Origin of the sequence: Rossellomorea aquimaris (assembly GCF_001877785.1) — a bacterium.
Classification (GTDB): Bacteria; Bacillota; Bacilli; order Bacillales; family Bacillaceae_B; genus Rossellomorea; species Rossellomorea aquimaris_A.
In genome coordinates, this window is record NZ_MINN01000150.1 from 33489 (window position 1) to 48862 (window position 15374).

General features: G+C 44.4%; 18 protein-coding genes and 1 riboswitch. Of the genes, 7 read left to right on the plus strand and 11 right to left on the minus strand.

What is annotated here, in order from left to right:
* Positions 1-79: 79 nt before the first annotated feature.
* On the plus strand, positions 80-535 hold the full coding sequence (locus BHE18_RS21175; protein ID WP_141771959.1) for a hypothetical protein: 456 nt from the start codon (positions 80-82) through the stop codon (positions 533-535).
* 43 nt (positions 536-578) lie between these two features.
* On the opposite strand, the gene BHE18_RS21180 is transcribed toward BHE18_RS21175, so the two are convergent.
* The gene (locus BHE18_RS21180) at positions 579-1541 is read right to left on the minus strand and encodes a 2-hydroxyacid dehydrogenase (RefSeq protein ID WP_071620465.1); all 963 of its coding nucleotides are present in this window, start codon (positions 1539-1541) and stop codon (positions 579-581) included.
* A gap of 72 nt (positions 1542-1613) precedes the next feature.
* Complete coding sequence (yutH, locus tag BHE18_RS21185; RefSeq protein WP_071620466.1) at positions 1614-2615, minus strand: spore coat putative kinase YutH; 1002 nt, start codon at positions 2613-2615, stop codon at positions 1614-1616.
* 226 nt (positions 2616-2841) lie between these two features.
* Here yutH and BHE18_RS21190 point away from each other — a divergent pair, with 226 nt between their 5' ends.
* Both BHE18_RS21190 and sda read left to right on the plus strand, forming a co-directional pair.
* On the plus strand, positions 2842-3342 hold the full coding sequence (locus tag BHE18_RS21190) for a phosphatidylglycerophosphatase A family protein (protein WP_071620467.1): 501 nt from the start codon (positions 2842-2844) through the stop codon (positions 3340-3342).
* Between the two features lie 244 nt (positions 3343-3586).
* Positions 3587-3763, plus strand: coding sequence for a sporulation histidine kinase inhibitor Sda (gene sda / locus BHE18_RS22775; RefSeq protein ID WP_083573924.1), 177 nt, complete (start codon positions 3587-3589; stop codon positions 3761-3763).
* Here the strand turns inward: sda and BHE18_RS21200 are convergent.
* The 3 genes from BHE18_RS21200 to BHE18_RS21210 all read right to left on the minus strand — a co-directional run bounded on the left by BHE18_RS21200 (position 3699) and on the right by BHE18_RS21210 (position 5540).
* Positions 3699-3956, minus strand: a complete 258-nt coding sequence (locus BHE18_RS21200; protein WP_071620468.1) for a helix-turn-helix domain-containing protein — start codon at positions 3954-3956, stop codon at positions 3699-3701. The two genes, sda and BHE18_RS21200, sit on opposite strands and share 65 nt — an antisense overlap.
* Positions 3957-4242: 286 nt before the next feature.
* The gene (locus BHE18_RS21205) at positions 4243-5007 is read right to left on the minus strand and encodes a TIGR01457 family HAD-type hydrolase (RefSeq protein ID WP_071620469.1); all 765 of its coding nucleotides are present in this window, start codon (positions 5005-5007) and stop codon (positions 4243-4245) included.
* 95 nt (positions 5008-5102) lie between these two features.
* Positions 5103-5540: a DUF86 domain-containing protein gene (locus BHE18_RS21210; protein WP_071620470.1), complete on the minus strand. Its 438-nt coding sequence runs from the start codon at positions 5538-5540 to the stop codon at positions 5103-5105.
* 140 nt (positions 5541-5680) lie between these two features.
* Here BHE18_RS21210 and BHE18_RS21215 point away from each other — a divergent pair, with 140 nt between their 5' ends.
* Together BHE18_RS21215 and BHE18_RS21220 are read left to right on the plus strand one after the other, a co-directional pair.
* A complete protein-coding gene (locus BHE18_RS21215) occupies positions 5681-5950 on the plus strand; it encodes a DUF3055 domain-containing protein (RefSeq protein WP_071620581.1) in 270 nt (89 codons plus the stop codon).
* Positions 5951-6012: 62 nt separating this feature from the next.
* Positions 6013-6321, plus strand: a complete 309-nt coding sequence (locus BHE18_RS21220; RefSeq protein WP_071620471.1) for a cytosolic protein — start codon at positions 6013-6015, stop codon at positions 6319-6321.
* Between the two features lie 43 nt (positions 6322-6364).
* On the opposite strand, the gene BHE18_RS21225 is transcribed toward BHE18_RS21220, so the two are convergent.
* Complete coding sequence (locus tag BHE18_RS21225; RefSeq protein ID WP_071620472.1) at positions 6365-6640, minus strand: YutD family protein; 276 nt, start codon at positions 6638-6640, stop codon at positions 6365-6367.
* Between the two features lie 115 nt (positions 6641-6755).
* On the opposite strand from BHE18_RS21225, the gene BHE18_RS21230 reads away from it, so the two are divergent.
* Positions 6756-7469: a YhcN/YlaJ family sporulation lipoprotein gene (locus BHE18_RS21230; RefSeq protein ID WP_235860406.1), complete on the plus strand. Its 714-nt coding sequence runs from the start codon at positions 6756-6758 to the stop codon at positions 7467-7469.
* Positions 7470-7514: 45 nt separating this feature from the next.
* Here BHE18_RS21230 and lipA read toward each other — a convergent pair whose 3' ends face one another.
* A complete protein-coding gene (lipA, locus tag BHE18_RS21235; protein WP_071620473.1) occupies positions 7515-8435 on the minus strand; it encodes a lipoyl synthase in 921 nt (306 codons plus the stop codon).
* Positions 8436-8845: 410 nt separating this feature from the next.
* On the opposite strand from lipA, the gene BHE18_RS21240 reads away from it, so the two are divergent.
* On the plus strand, positions 8846-9838 hold the full coding sequence (locus tag BHE18_RS21240; RefSeq protein ID WP_071620583.1) for a M23 family metallopeptidase: 993 nt from the start codon (positions 8846-8848) through the stop codon (positions 9836-9838).
* A gap of 84 nt (positions 9839-9922) precedes the next feature.
* Here BHE18_RS21240 and BHE18_RS21245 read toward each other — a convergent pair whose 3' ends face one another.
* The 4 genes from BHE18_RS21245 to BHE18_RS21260 form a co-directional block, all read right to left on the minus strand.
* Positions 9923-10030 (minus strand): methionine/alanine import family NSS transporter small subunit, encoded by a 108-nt coding sequence (locus BHE18_RS21245; RefSeq protein WP_071620474.1) that lies wholly within the window; start codon positions 10028-10030, stop codon positions 9923-9925.
* 1 nt (position 10031) lies between these two features.
* Entirely contained in the window at positions 10032-11558 is a 1527-nt protein-coding gene (locus BHE18_RS21250; RefSeq protein WP_071620475.1) for a sodium-dependent transporter, read from the minus strand.
* A 213-nt stretch (positions 11559-11771) separates the two neighbouring features.
* A complete protein-coding gene (locus tag BHE18_RS21255; RefSeq protein WP_071620476.1) occupies positions 11772-13253 on the minus strand; it encodes a flavin monoamine oxidase family protein in 1482 nt (493 codons plus the stop codon).
* A gap of 136 nt (positions 13254-13389) precedes the next feature.
* Positions 13390-14949 (minus strand): Na+/H+ antiporter NhaC family protein, encoded by a 1560-nt coding sequence (locus BHE18_RS21260; RefSeq protein ID WP_071620477.1) that lies wholly within the window; start codon positions 14947-14949, stop codon positions 13390-13392.
* Between the two features lie 114 nt (positions 14950-15063).
* Positions 15064-15246, minus strand: a riboswitch (Lysine riboswitch).
* Between the last annotated feature and the right edge of the window lie 128 nt (positions 15247-15374).

Here is a 15374-nt window from a genome sequence, read left to right on the forward strand (position 1 = left end):
TTAATGCATGCCGTTTTCTTTTTTTCATATACATCTTATAATGATTCAGATTTGTTTTTTAAGGGGAGAAAGTGAGAAAGTGACTAAAGAGAGATATCAACAGATAGTCGATGAGTTGTTAGGCCGTTTGGATTCTGAATTGAATGTGATATTGGAGCGTACCTTTCCAGGAAAGCGCCTTGTAGGCGGGAAGTACAGCATGAGCACCCACTCGATTACGATGTTCACTGATAATGTCACCGAGCAATGCTTCAGGATGTATGGGAAAGCTGAATGCCTGCCTGAATATTTTAGAGTAGTCCTTGCACATGAATTGGGCCATGCCCACGACAAGGAGCTGGAGGTACTGGCCGGCAGACTGGATGAAGCTGATATAGAAGAAAGAAGCCGCTTAATGCTTCGGATTGAGGAAAATGCATGGAAGTTTGCCCGCACGATTCTTTATGATGTTGCACCAGCATTCCTTAAAGAGATTGAGCGGCAGTCGCTTGCTCCCTATTATAAGGCTGTGGAAGAAGAGTCGGTTCCTGCATAAGGAACGAAAAAACACGCATGACGCCATGCGTGTTTTTTATATGTTATTTCACCTGGGTACGGGGCTCGTCCCCTTTTAAAACAGCCATTACATTCTGTACGCACAGATTCATCATAGCCGTCCTGGTTTCAATCGACGAGCTGGCGATGTGCGGCAGTGCGACCACATTGTCAAGATGCAGGAGAGGGTGATCGGAATCGACTGGCTCTTTAACAAACACATCGAGTCCCGCTCCTGCGATTTCACCTTTTTTAAGCGCTTCTGTCAATGCCTCTTCATTCACAATCGCACCGCGTGCAGCATTGATGAAAAAGGCAGATTTTTTCATAGCCTGGAATTGTTCTTTTTGGAATAAACCTTCCGTTTCCGGCGTCAGCGGTGCAAGGACGACCACAAAGTCCGATTGGGCCAGGAGTTCATCCAACGACACATATGCAGCACCCAGCATTTTTTCAGCTTCCGGCTTTCTTGAACGGTTATGGTAAAGGATGTTCATATCAAATCCTTTCGCCCTTTTTGCCACCGCTTCGCCTATGCTCCCCATACCGACGATCCCAATCGTTTTATGATGGATGTCCGACCCGGCAAGAAGGAGCGGGGACCAGCTTTTCCATCGGCCCTCCTTTATATAGCGATCTGCCTCGACGATCCTGCGGGCGGCCGCCATCAATATCCCAAAGGTCAAATCAGCCGTTGTATCAGTCAAGACATCGGGTGTATTGCATATGATGACGCTTCTTTCTTTTGCGGCATGAAGATCGATATTATCGTACCCGACTGCAAGGTTCGCAACCACCTTCAGGGAGGGAGCATGTTCAAGCAGTTCCCCGTCCACTTGATCCGACAGCATGGTGATCAAAGCAGAGGCACTCCCCGCTTTCTTTAACAAGAAGTCCCTGGGAACCGGCACGTCTTCTTTCTCCCACATTTCTACCTGGTATTCCCCATTCAAAGGCTCGATGACAGCCTGGGGCAGCTTCCTCGTGATAAATATAGATGGTTTCATCCTTTTCCCTTCCTTCACTCATGTTTCTTTTTAGTGTATCATAAAAGGGTTTTCATGAAGGGGGATAAGGATTTAAAGCCAGCCTACCAATGGGATTCCCCATTTTTTCACCGGAACCTCTGACAGGTGATAAAAGTCAGATAAAAAGGCCTCATAATGATTGGAGTTTTTCAAATAGCGATCAAGCTTATCCTCTGCGGCTTTCTTTTGCCCGTCGGACTGTGAAATATAGTACTCTTCTATACATTCAAAATAATGGAGGGGGAACAGGATCCTTGAATACAGCAGACGCCACCCAAATGGCGAGAGCGGTGCCACTGATCCGTATTCCCTTAAGAATTCCTGCAGACCGGGATGGAAGGTCTGGTTCTTCAAGTGGTATTGTTCCCTGATCCATTCAGCGAGATCTCTGCTTGCATGATCAAATACCCAGTGAAACGGGAAATGAATGCAGCTTTCTGTGCCCCAGGTCGTGTTCTGGAAACGTTCGTGACAGATGGTACCTGCATCTTCAGGTTTAGGGTCTTCATCAAGTTCTGTATCGACCAGATACTGAATGGCATTTTCCGATAATGCATTGTAATAAGGATAGCTTTCTACAAATCTTTTTTCAAACTCATCTGCGGGCTGGTTCTCAATCACCGAGTAGTAGGCTTTTTCGAGCTGTGAGAGCCTTCTTTCCCATAACGTTTTCCACTGCCCCATCCTGCTGATCTTCTCCACCTTTTCCTCGAAAAGCCTTCCGCGGAAATGGAACTTCCCTAGTTTCCTGCCTATTTTGCCGTCAGCAACAGGAGGCAGATTTTCATTTCTGACCACCACAAAATCCTGATTTTTTTCCGTTACAAGAAAACGCCCTTCCTTACTCTGGACAAACGATGAAACATAGCGGTCTCCCTGTGTCTTCATATGCTCCGTCAATTTATACATTTCGACCAATGTTTCCTGTTCCACATTAGAAACGCTGACAATACTATATAATAATCCGCCCGCCATGTAGCGGTCCATCACACCGTCAAAGAAAGCGCGCTCGGGTGTCAAACCGAAATGTTTTGCTAAAAGGTCATATGACATAGTACCCTCTCCTATCTGTATAAAAGCGGCAACCTTCCCGCAGCCGCTGCCTTCGTATCTGCATATTTATATGAATTCGTCCCTTTCAAGGAATATCACCTTATACTGATGGGCATGAATGGGGATAGAAGCTATTATTATGTCTATTTTTCAAAATGGAATCATATGAGTAAAAAACAAGGCTCTGCTGCTTGAATACTATTTATAAACAGAAAAGGTGAATAGGATGAAGGACAAAAAATCAATGGACATATTAAAAGAGACTTCAAGGAGATGGCTCCATGAAAGAGGGGTCGAAATTGAAGACATCGCCAAATTAGTTATGTACCTTCAGCAGAAATACCATCCTGACCTGGAACTGGAAGAATGCATTTATAACGTGGAAAGGGTCCTGACGAAGCGGGAAGTCCAAAATGCCATTCTCACGGGGATACAACTGGACCGGCTGGCAGAAAAGAAAATGCTTGAAGAACCGCTCCAGGCAATTGTAGAAGTGGATGAAGGCTTATATGGAGTGGATGAAATTCTTGCATTCTCAATCGTGAATGTTTACGGATCAATCGGCTTTACGAATTACGGTTTCATCGATAAACAAAAACCAGGCATATTGCAAAAGCTGAATGATAAATCTTCCGGCATGTGCCATACTTTCCTGGATGATATCGTCGGCGCCATTGCTGCAGCTGCCTCAAGCCGGCTTGCCCATCGGAATGAAGGACAGCAATAAGTACAAACGAAAAACAGACGCTCCTTCTTTGGAGGTCTGTTTTTCGTTTGGTAAATTTTTCTTTTTTCAGCACTTTAAAGTTGCACACACAAAAAATATCCGATATAATTACAAATATAGTTGTAATTATTAAAAATATAATTGTAATATTATGACTTTTCCACTTTATAAAGGCTATCACGAGTACGGCTAATTCCTCCTGTTCATTGGTCGCAACAATGAATCGGACTGAGGTGAATGTAAGATCAAACTACTCAGTGATGAAACCTTGGTAGAAGCGTTTAAAAAAGCAAATGCATTACAACTTGACAAAGAATTCATCCAAATGATCAAGCTGGAGATGTCTCAGAGAAACCTCATTCCGTCAACTCGTCAGAAGAAGGGGCCCGAAGCGTCATCTCTTCTTCGCGAGTGGGAATGATATCCTCCCACTGCAGTCCCAATCCTTGAATCAGGGCATGAATCTTGTTTATAGATGCATTTGCATCTCCTTTTTCAATTAAAGAGATATAGTTTACAGTCAACCCGCTTCTCTTGCTGAGTTCTTGAATCGTGATATCTTTTGCGCGCCTGTGCCTTCTGATGTTTTTTCCAACCAACTCAGTAATACTCATATTTCACACTACCTTTATGCATTTTCCCCGGCTAACAGAGTCAATAGGATAGGATATGCATACATATCCTTGTTCCCTTTCTACCCTACACAGCATAATTAAAACTTCATTTTACGATTTAATGTACTTTACACCCCTTTTTTAAAGAATTCAGGAAATAACTTTCATTTCCCTGTTCTATTTTACCTAGTTAGGAAAGATATGTCTAACCTGGAAATGTTCGAATCCCATTTTTAAAGTCATAATAAAACGGCGATAGACTAAGTGTCCATCACCCTGACCCTTTCTATACATCCCACTCATCCAGCGTATCGGCCACATAAGTAGGCTGCTCATCCTTCTTCTCCAAAATGTCTTTCGTTGTCACTCCCGTATGCACTAATAAGGTATCCAGACCTGCATTCATTCCTGCTTTGATATCCGTATCGTAATTATCGCCGACCATCAATGTATCTTCTTTTGAAACTCCCAGTACTTCCAATGCCTGCTCCATGATGATTGATTCCGGCTTCCCGATGAAAATCGGCTGTACTTGAGTCGATACCGTCACAACGGAAGTTAACGATCCATTTCCAGGCAAAAGACCTCTTTCTGTCGGGATGGCGATGTCCCCATTTGTTGAAATGAATGTCCCTCCATTACGTACCCCGAGACAGGCAAGGGAAAGTTTTTCATAATTGATATCACGGTCGATCCCTACAACGACAAAGTCGGGATCCTCGTCCTGAAGCGTGATGCCTTTTTCCTGAAGAGCAGACCTGATCCCCTCTTCCCCGATGACATAAGCTGTACTGCCTGGCTTTTTGTCAGCAATGAATTGGGCAGTGGCCATTGAGGTGGTAAATACCTGTTCTCTTGATGCCGGGATCCCGAATGCCTGTAGCTTTTCAGCCACTTGTTCAGGGCGGCGTGAAGAATTATTGGTCACAAATAGATAAGGCAGCCCCTTTTCCTGCAGGCGGCGCACAAAATACCCGGCTTCTTTTATGACTTCGGTCCCTTTGTACATAGTTCCGTCAAGATCGATTAAATAACCTTTGTATTGTTTCATGATGTACCTCCATATTATTGGTATTAGTGTGTAGCATTAAATTATCTCCGCGCAATTAGAAAGCGCTTTCCTGAAAGAAAGCGCTTTTGAATGTATTAATTTTTAAAAGCTGATACGGGTCCGAGTTCGTTTTCCAGGTAGCGGCGGATATGAACCGGGAATTGTTCGAGTGTAGGTTTAACTTCAGTCAGGATCCCATACAGCTCATCGCAATCGACTCTTGTATACTCCTGTACGAGAGTCTTGCGCTCTTCAGTCAATCGTTTAAGGTCCTTGTTCATCTCCGTGCTGATGACTTTTTCATCAAGCAGAATATCAATGATATCTTCGTAACTGCCGGGATCCCTCATGATGAATCCGTCAATCATGCTGTTCCCTACATCAAGGACCGTCTCAATCAGGGTATGCCCGATCCTCTCAAGGGCGAGCTTTTCAATGGTGGATTCCCACTTGGAACCTGCATTAAGTACGCTTAACTGGTCATTCATATACACCAGCCGTTCTTCAATTTTTTCTCTGTCCACGAAATACATTCCGTTCACCTCTTCTGAATAACATCCACTTATAGTTTAACATAATTTTCGGGCGGTCTATATAGCGGTATCTTCACTGCAAACCCGGCCAGAAGTTTGTTATGATGAAGAAAGGTGAAGAATCAAAGGAGGAAATCGTAATGACAGAACGATTTTATTTATATGACGATACTGAACAGACAAAGACGAGGTTTGTAAGTTTTATGGGTGAAAACCAGCGCTATGACCTGGCCATTACACAAACCGAAAGATATTATGGGAAATCGCTCGTACTCGACCTGCAGGGAAGCCGCTTCGCCATCATCGGACGCGATGACCTGGATGAGCCGGGCTACCTGGAAAGCGTATATAAGCTTACGGAAGAAGAAGCAGCAGAACTGCGAGAATTTTTGAGCGAAACGATTCTTTAACATCGCGGGAATGAACATCTCCCTCCCCTCACATACTACTTTTATGAAAGGTGGGAGATAAGATGAAAGAAGAACATCGCGACAAAGAAGAAGAAGTATACAGTGATTTCTCAAATGTAGAGACTCAAGACAACTTCCTTGTACCGGAGACACTTCCTGAGGGGCCTTACGGATCACCGCGGGGTAAATACTCTCCTGTTGAAAACAAGAGTACGGAATGGGAAGAAGGGCAGCGATATTACAGTGCGTTCAATTATGAAAATAAAACCCTGCACCAGGATATCCCGCGCCAGGAGCCTGGGGCACACCCCGTTCACGCCGATCCAGACCGTAATGAAGAACCACCCTACACGGAGAATGAAAACAAATAATTAAAGGGAACATCTCTTCACGATGAGATGTCCCCTCCCCCTCTTACTTTTTTACTTTCTTTAAAAGAAAATAGGCGCAGCCAAAGTTACAGTATTCATAAAGATAATCTTTATGGGTGCTTACTTTCGTATCGAACGAAGCCTTTTGATTTTGATCATCAAAAAAACCTTTCAGGCGCAATTGCCCGTATCCCCAGTCTCCGAGGATATAGTCATATTTATTTAAAATGTCACTGTACCGTTCTTTGAATGCTTCCTCATTGAATCCGTCCCTGGATTCCTCGACGATTTCATAGCATATGTTTTGCACACAAATCATTTCATCCACCCTCTTTCATGCCTATCCTTACTTTAAATTATAACGGATTGTCCATTAATTACTATGAAAAATTATAATTTGAGTTGGCCACCCTAACAAGTAGGGGGTGCTTTAATTGAACAAATATATTCTCGGCACGACTGTATTAACCTTTTCATTGTTTGGTGCAGCCTGCAGCGGCATCGATACTGCGAACGAAGAAATGTTCCATGATAACGGCAATACCATCAATGTAAATGACCAGGAAGAACTTTTTAATGAGAATGTCAGCAACAATGCCAAGAAAAATGGAGAAGATTTCGGTTATGTCCGACAGCAAAAAAGTCCTGTACAGGGGCAGGCCATATCAAATAAAAATATGTATCGCTTAGACAGGGAGAAGGTTGCCGACAGCATCAGCAGAATGAGCGTGGCCATACCGAATGTAGATGATTGCGCAACACTTGTCACGGATGAAGAAGTGTTGATTTCGTATAAAACGGATAAGAAAGGCAAGGATGAGCGATTCAATGTTGCGGATCAAGTGAAGAAAACCGCATTGTCAGTCGTTCCGCGCTGGTACCATGTTTATGTGACGGATGACCCTAACTTGATGCAGAATGTCGAGAACCTGGCAAAAATGGACAGCGACAGCAAAAATGTCAATACGTCCATAGATGACACGATCGACCAAATGCTCAAGGCTTCTCCTCAGGGGGAAGACGTCAGTACCGGCGAAAATGCCAACGGCGAGATGAAGGACGAACAATATATGGCTGAAGATGACGTTCATCAAATCAATAAAACGAATCAAAAACGCATTGATAAGTCCGAGACAATGACGGACTAGATGCAGTTTGAAAAAGGACTGACTAAAAAGTCAGTCCTTGCTTTATTATACCTGTTGTTTAAGCTCTTCTTCCCCTGCTGCCTGTTTCGCTTTTGCAGCTGCATTAACCTGTTCATCGGCATGATAAGAAGAACGCACGAGCGGCCCGGCTTCACAGTGGCTGAATCCTTTTTCCATCGCTGCTTCACGAAGCTCTGCGAATTCATCAGGATGATAGTATTTCTGTACTTTCAAATGTTTCTTTGTCGGCTGCAGATATTGACCGAGTGTCACGATATCCACGTTGTTGGCACGAAGATCATCGAAAGTCTCAAGAATTTCTTCCTTCGTTTCCCCAAGACCCACCATGATGCTGGACTTCGTCGGGATATCAGGATTCAGTTCTTTAGCACGGCGAAGGAATTCGAGCGTACGGTCATATGTTGCACGTGCACGGACTCTTGGAGTCAACCGGCGCACCGTTTCGATATTGTAGTTCATGATATCCGGTTTTGCATCCATCAATGTCTTGATATTATCAAACACACCACCCATGTCGGAAGGCAGTACTTCAATGGAAGTAAAAGGACTCTTACGGCGGATGGCACGCACCGTTTCAGCGAATACCTGAGATCCACCGTCTTTCAGATCATCACGGGCAACCGCAGTGATGACCACGTGCTTAAGGTTCATCAATTGGACTGAATCGGCTACGCGTTCAGGTTCTTTAAGATCCAGTTCGTTAGGCAGCCCTGTTTTGACCGCACAGAAACGGCAGGCACGTGTACAGATGTCCCCAAGGATCATAAATGTTGCGGTTCTTCTGGTTCCCCAGCATTCATGGATATTCGGGCATCTTGCTTCTTCACACACGGTATGAAGATTTTTTTCACGCATCATTTTTTTCAAGCCCATATAGTTATCATTCGTATTCAGCTTGATTTTAAGCCAATCCGGTTTACGAATATATTCGTCTTTCTTCGTCATACCCCTCATCTCCAATCCTAACAATTTCTGATTTAGGCAAAGCTCTTTTCGCATACACTGTTGCTTACAGACAGGAAAATACAGGAACTTGGGTATTTTCCAATGTACGTCCCTCTTTCTTATTAGCTTGAGTTCGAAAAGAGCACGTAAACACGCACTATTCAGTCCCCGCAATCATGAACGAGTTGCAACAGTAATTAGAAAACAGCCTTATGTAAGAGTGAAACGCTTACTGATCGTTCATTCTATGTAGAAAAAGCCATCATCAATATACTCCTTTTGTCACTTTATCATACTAAAAATATGAAAACAAGCATGTTACCCTTTTACCATTTATTGATGATTATGAATCCCAAATGCTTGTCGCAAACTAATGATAGAACTCTAAGTTGGGGTGATTCACTTTGTATATACGATCGATTCTCGCGCTGATCCTGCTCTTTGGTTTTACAGCTCCATTAAAGATACATGCAGAAGAGAAGATGTCAGAAGAGCAAATACACACAAAACGAATGGAATTATTTCAAAAAAGTGAAGCACTTACTCATATTCCCTGGTATTATCTTGCAGCAGTCGATCAGTATGAGCGCAGCCTGCGCTTTGCCCGGAAAGATAGAGAAAAGCCCACTTCTTTCATTTCCATCTATATTGATCCCGAAAAATGGACAGGTCCCCTGAATCCAAATCCTGAAGATGACAATCCGAGGACGATCACCTTATTTAATGGTTTCGGCAGGGACGGGGATATGGACGGGAAGGCAAACATCAAAAGCGATGAAGACATCCTTGCCGCCTTTACAGATTATGTATTGCAGTACGGGATTGACCGCGATAACTTCAAGTTGGCCTTATGGGATTATTATAAACGCGATAAGACAGTCAGCATCATTATGGGAAAAGCCAAAATATATAAACATTTCGGCACGATTCACCTCAATGAGAAAGCCTTCCCTCTGCCGCTGCGGTTCAACTACAGCTACAAGAATACATGGGGTGATGCACGCGGTTGGGGCGGACGCCGGATCCATGAAGGAACGGATCTTTTTGCAGACTATGGCGTACCAGTAAGAGCCACCTCATACGGAATAATCGAAATGAAAGGCTGGAACCGCTATGGGGGATGGAGAATAGGGATAAGGGACATCAATAATACCTATCATTATTTTGCACATTTAAGCGGTTTTTCTGAAAATCTAAAAGTCGGCCAGGTCGTTGAACCGGGTATGATGATCGGCGGAGTGGGAAGCTCGGGATACGGGCCGCCGGGAACATCCGGTAAATTCCCTCCTCACCTCCACTACGGTATGTATAAGGATAACGGATTGACAGAATGGTCGTTCGATCCATATCCGCATCTGCGTCAATGGGAGCGCCAGGACCGAATGAAAAGCAGGAAGAGGTAAGCGGGGATTCAGGATCCCCTCTATATGGTTTACAAACCAAAAAAGCAGCCGGTTGACATTTCAACCGACTGCTTTCTCTTATAATCAGGATGCTTTTTTGGATTTTGATACCGCATTTGCGATACTTGCTGCAAGGCCTCCCCAAATGATGACGACACCTACAACCAACATTACAATTGCACTACCGCTCATGTCAGCTTACCTCCTTATAGCTATCAGCTTCTGTCTTTGAATGCCAGCGCTTAAAGGTTAATGCCACACCGACGATCAATGCGAAGGCTGCTACGAACCATCCGCTGTAAAGGATGAAAGCATTTGAGTAACCTTCATAGTTTCCGGTTTCCGTATCGAACTCTTTCAGAAGATTCATCTTGAATAATCCAAACATCATCCAGCCAAGCACGATTGGAGTAATGACGCCCAGGCAGACTTTCCACCAGCCGCCAAGCTGGATATCAGAAATGCCGTTTGAATGATCTCTGAACGAATTGATCTTGCGCAGGAACCATGCCACCACAACGACTTCCACCAAGCCGATGAACGCTACACCGAACTGATTGATGAAGTAATCTGTAGCATCGAGGAAATACAATCCGCCCTGCGTTGCAAATAAAAGGGAGATAACAGCTGAGAGACCCCCGCCTAACGCAACGGCTTTATTACGTGATAATCCGAATTTTTCCTGAACTGCAGCCACATATGTTTCTGAAATCGAAATCAGTGATGAAAGCCCTGCAAGAACGAGGGATGCAAAGAATAAGAATCCAAACAAACCATTCATTGCCGGGAATTCATTGATGATCTGAGGGAAGACAACGAATGCCAAGCCCACTCCGCCGCTAACCACTTCTTCCACTCCGACTCCTTGGGACTGAGCCATGAATCCAAGAGCCGCGAATACACCGATACCGGCAAGAAGCTCGAAACCTGAGTTACTGAACCCTGTGATGAAGGCGTTATTGGTAATATCCGATTTTTTCGGAAGATAACTTGAATACGTAATCATGATGGCAAATGCGATTGACAAGCTGAAGAAGATCTGCCCGTATGCAGCCACCCATACCCCCGGGTCGGCTATCTTACTGAAATCCGGCTTGAAGAATGCATCCAATCCATCAAGTGCCCCTGGTAAAGTCAAGGCGCGAACCACAATGATCAAGAATAAAATGACAAGTGCGGGAATAAAGATCTTGTTCGCGACTTCGATACCTTTCTTTACACCTTTGAACAGAATTCCGAGAGTGATGACCCACACAAGCACCAGCGGGATGAAAACTCCACCTACGATGCTGCCGGTTTGTCCAGGATCGACAGAAAGCTTAAGATATTCCCCAAACAGGAATCCTTCCGTGTCGTCCCCCCAGCCTTTGTTAAAGGCGAAGACACTGTAAGACATTGCCCATGCAATGATGACGGCATAATAGGTCGAGATGACAAAAGCAACAAGTACCTGCCACCATCCGAGCCATTCCGTCTTTTTGTTCATGCGGAAGTAAGATAATGGTGCTGATCCGCGGTACTTATGACCTATCGTGAATTCTAATACTAATAAAGGAATACCGGCAGTCAAGAGAGCAAAAAGATAAGGAATGAAGAATGCTCCTCCGCCATTTTCATACGCTACGGCCGGAAAACGCCAAATGTTCCCTAACCCGATTGCTGATCCTACTGCTGCCAGGATAAATCCTGCACGTGTTCCAAACTGGGCACGTTTTTCCATGTTGGTCCCCCCAAGCTTTCCAACTACCCGAAATAAGGTAATTGAAATTTTTTTATTTTCAGATTATTTAATCTAAAGTCAGTATAGCTAGTTCTAGGACAATTGTCAAAGCAAAATTTCGTTGTTTTAGCTGCACTTGCACTTAAATTGGTCCAAAATGACTATACGGCGCGGTTTTTGTCGAATATTTTTTATCATCCTCTATTAAATAAGTTAAGGATCCTGCCGGTGCTGGATCTCATAAGCCGTCCTTACCCCGGATTCAATCGCCCCCTCCATCCAGCCATGGAAAGAAGAAGTATGCTCCCCTGCAAAATGTAGCCTCCCTTCCGGTTCCCGCGAGATTTCATCGAAATTTTTCTGCTGCTGAGGCGTAAATAATGTGAAACAACCGGCTGAGTAAGGATTTTGCCCCCAATTGAACCATACTGCCTGAATGAATTCAGAATAGACGATGCTTCCATATATTTTGGCTAAATCCCTTAAAGCAATCCGCACCAATTCTTCATCGGGCAGACTATTCCATAACACAGCATCATTGCCCCAGCTGTAGCTTGCAAGCATCACCCCCGGGCCGCCTGAGCCGATGCCATGGCTCGGAACATAACTGAACTTCAATGGGCTGTCAGTGACGGCATTTCCAAATCCCGCTTTTTCCCAGAACCTGGTCTTAAATTCGATGCCGATCTTTACTGCCTGGACATTATTCACTTCCCTTATCGCCTTCCATTTATTGAATGAAATTGATTCATGAGGGACTACATCCACAAACTGAAAGACAGTGAACGGCATTGTGACAATAGCATAGTCTGCCGTGTAACTCGACATCTTGCCTGAAAGGGGATTCAACGTTCGTACACAGACACCATCTTCTTTCTGAATGATCTTCACCACTTTCCGATTGAGCTTGATCTCATTTTGCAGCTCACTGATGAAAGACCGGGGCAGCTGATCGTTGCCTCCCGTTATTTCATAAAAGGATATTTCCTCACTGAAAATCGGGTAAATGATATCGGTTAAAATATCAATGAACGAAAAACCGGGGAATCCTTCAATGCCCAGCATGACACCTATTTTTCTGATGGCACTGTCGGAAAGTGGTTTTCCAAGCGGATTGGAAGCCAGGTAGTCGCCCATCGAGTAGATTGAATACTCCTCCCTTAAAGCTTTCTGTTCTTCCGGTGTACTGCTCATATACAGATCTAAGAATGGTCTCGTCGACTCAAGGAAAAGTTCTGCGGCAGTTTTCCCTTTTTCATGTTCTTCAACTGGAAAACCCAGGATATCAGGATTTTTTTTATAGTCCCGTTTTGTGACAAGGACATTGTTCGCAAAGATCAAATCTTTCGGCGATGAATTGATGAAGGGGTTTATCGGCAGGTTAAAGCGTTTGATGTATTCAAAAACCAAAGCGTGGTTCTCAGGAATTCTCATCGCTCCAAAATCAATGTAATTACCTGAAGTAAAAGGTTCCCGCACTGTATAAACCCTTCCGCCCACCCTGTTATTCCCCTCCAGGACCTTGACTTCATGCCCTGCCCTCTTAAGCAGGGATGCAGCCGTTAAACCAGCGAGTCCAGCTCCGAATATCAGCACTTTCTTCGGCTTGGACGAATGTTTAAAACCATTTATGATGATTGATAACAAGTCATCGGGATAGATCAAATCGTTAAAGCCTTCCACCTCTGTCAGCATATCACTGCCCCCTTTTCTCCTATTCTTATGAGAAAAGAATCTTTGGTAGAATATGGGCTAAAGGCTTATTTTCTTTTCTGTTAGCCAACAAAAAAACCAGAAGCAGCTTTCTGCCTCTGGTTTTTTTGTACTTTCATTATGAAACGGCTGATTCCGTTTTCTTTCCTTTCAGTAAACCAAGTCCCGCGATGATCACAACCACTGCGATCAGACCAAGCAGTGTGCTTCCTGTGAAGCCTAATACGAGATATCCGATTGCAGCCGCCAGTGCTCCGATAAGAGCATACGGAAGCTGTGTCAATACGTGGTCGATGTGATTACTTCCGGCTCCTGTCGAGGACAGGATCGTCGTATCGGAAATCGGTGAACAGTGATCTCCGAGTACAGCACCTGCCAATACGGCTGCCATCGCAGGAAGTAATACACTTACGTCGGTTGCCGCTGCAATTTCACCAGCGATCGGAAGCAGGATTCCGAATGAGCCCCAAGAAGTACCTGTAGAGAAGGCCATGATGCCGGCCACCAAGAACAACAGTACTGGAAGCAGCTCGACTGGCATGTTTGATTTTTCAACCAGCCCTGCAAGGTACGTGCCTGTTTGAAGCTCATCGATCAGTGTGACGATGGCCCATGCAAAAATAAGGATATACACGGCAGGAAGCATCGATTTGATTCCTTCTACTACCGCTGTACCGACTGCACTCCCCTCCACACCCTTCAAGCTTACTTGACGGAAGAAAAGAATAAGCGCAATCGCCAGTGCAAATAAACTGCCGTATAATAATGACTTTGTTACATCCGTGTTTTCAAATACAGGAATGATGTCAAAAGCTCCGACTGCCTTATACCCTGTCCAGAGCATCATGCCGACTGTTCCGGCGACCAGTGCAATGATCGGCCATGCCAGATCACCGACTGTCCCTTTGGAACTGACAGGAAGATCATTTTTCAGTTCACCAGGGATTTCCTTATCGGGATCATAAAGATTCCCTGTCGTGACTGCCCTGTCTTCGTGCTCTTTCATTTTACCGAAATCAAAGCCTTTAAACGCAACAACCAATACAAGCAGAAGCGCTGCCCAGACATAAAGATTCATCGGAATCATTTGAATGAACGCAGAGAATGCCGTGTACTCGGTGATGCTGTGAGTGGCAAGGATTGAACCGATGATCCCGATGATGTATGCCCCCCAGCTTGATACAGGTGATACGACACAGACCGGAGCTGATGTCGAATCGATGATATAAGCAAGTTTCGCACGTGAAATTTTGTGACGGTCCGTGATCGGCCTTGCAACCTGTCCGACCGCAAGCGCATTGAAATAGTCATCGATAAAAATAATAATACCTAAAACGGCTGCGAGAAGCTGAGCGCCTCTCCTGGTCTTTACGCGTTTCATCGCCCATTCGCCGAATGCGCGGCTTCCGCCTGAGATGTTGACGAATGCAGTGATGACGCCAAGAATCAATAAGAAAAAGATGATGTACACATTCCAGGTGTTCAATCCGCCGTCTGCGACGAAAATTCCTTTGACGGCTTCCCATATCTTAGCGGCTGTACCTGTGATAGAGAAATCTGTAATAAGAAGTGCTGATGCGATGATCCCTACACCCAGTGAGAGCAGTACGCGTCTCGTCAGAATAACCATCAGGATGGCTAAAAGGGGCGGGATGATTGAATAAATCGTGTTTTCCATAATGTCCTCCTCCTATTTGATAGGGGGGAACCATTAGCATGACAGAGGAATATAAAAAAGGTAATGATAGAGGATCCTATCATTACCTTTAATGAGTAATGTAAGTGCTCCATCACGATCTGTAGCTCCCCATTATAGAGTATCCCCCATAATGACAGTGTTACCCTTTTTCAAGATAACCCCAGCACATATGCTTTTGACAAACATATCTGCTTCGGCAAAGGTTCCCTTTCATCTGTTGTCTCAGTTGTCATCCTCAAACAGCTTACTCTTGAACCCTGCACCTCTACCCCATCGGATTGATGATGTGGTTATAATATTAAAATTTCCTTTTTAAATATATCAAACTATCACTTATTTGACAACTTTTAATTCGAGATGGGGTACGGGCAGGTTTTTCCAGCTTATATTACTGCAGTTGATTT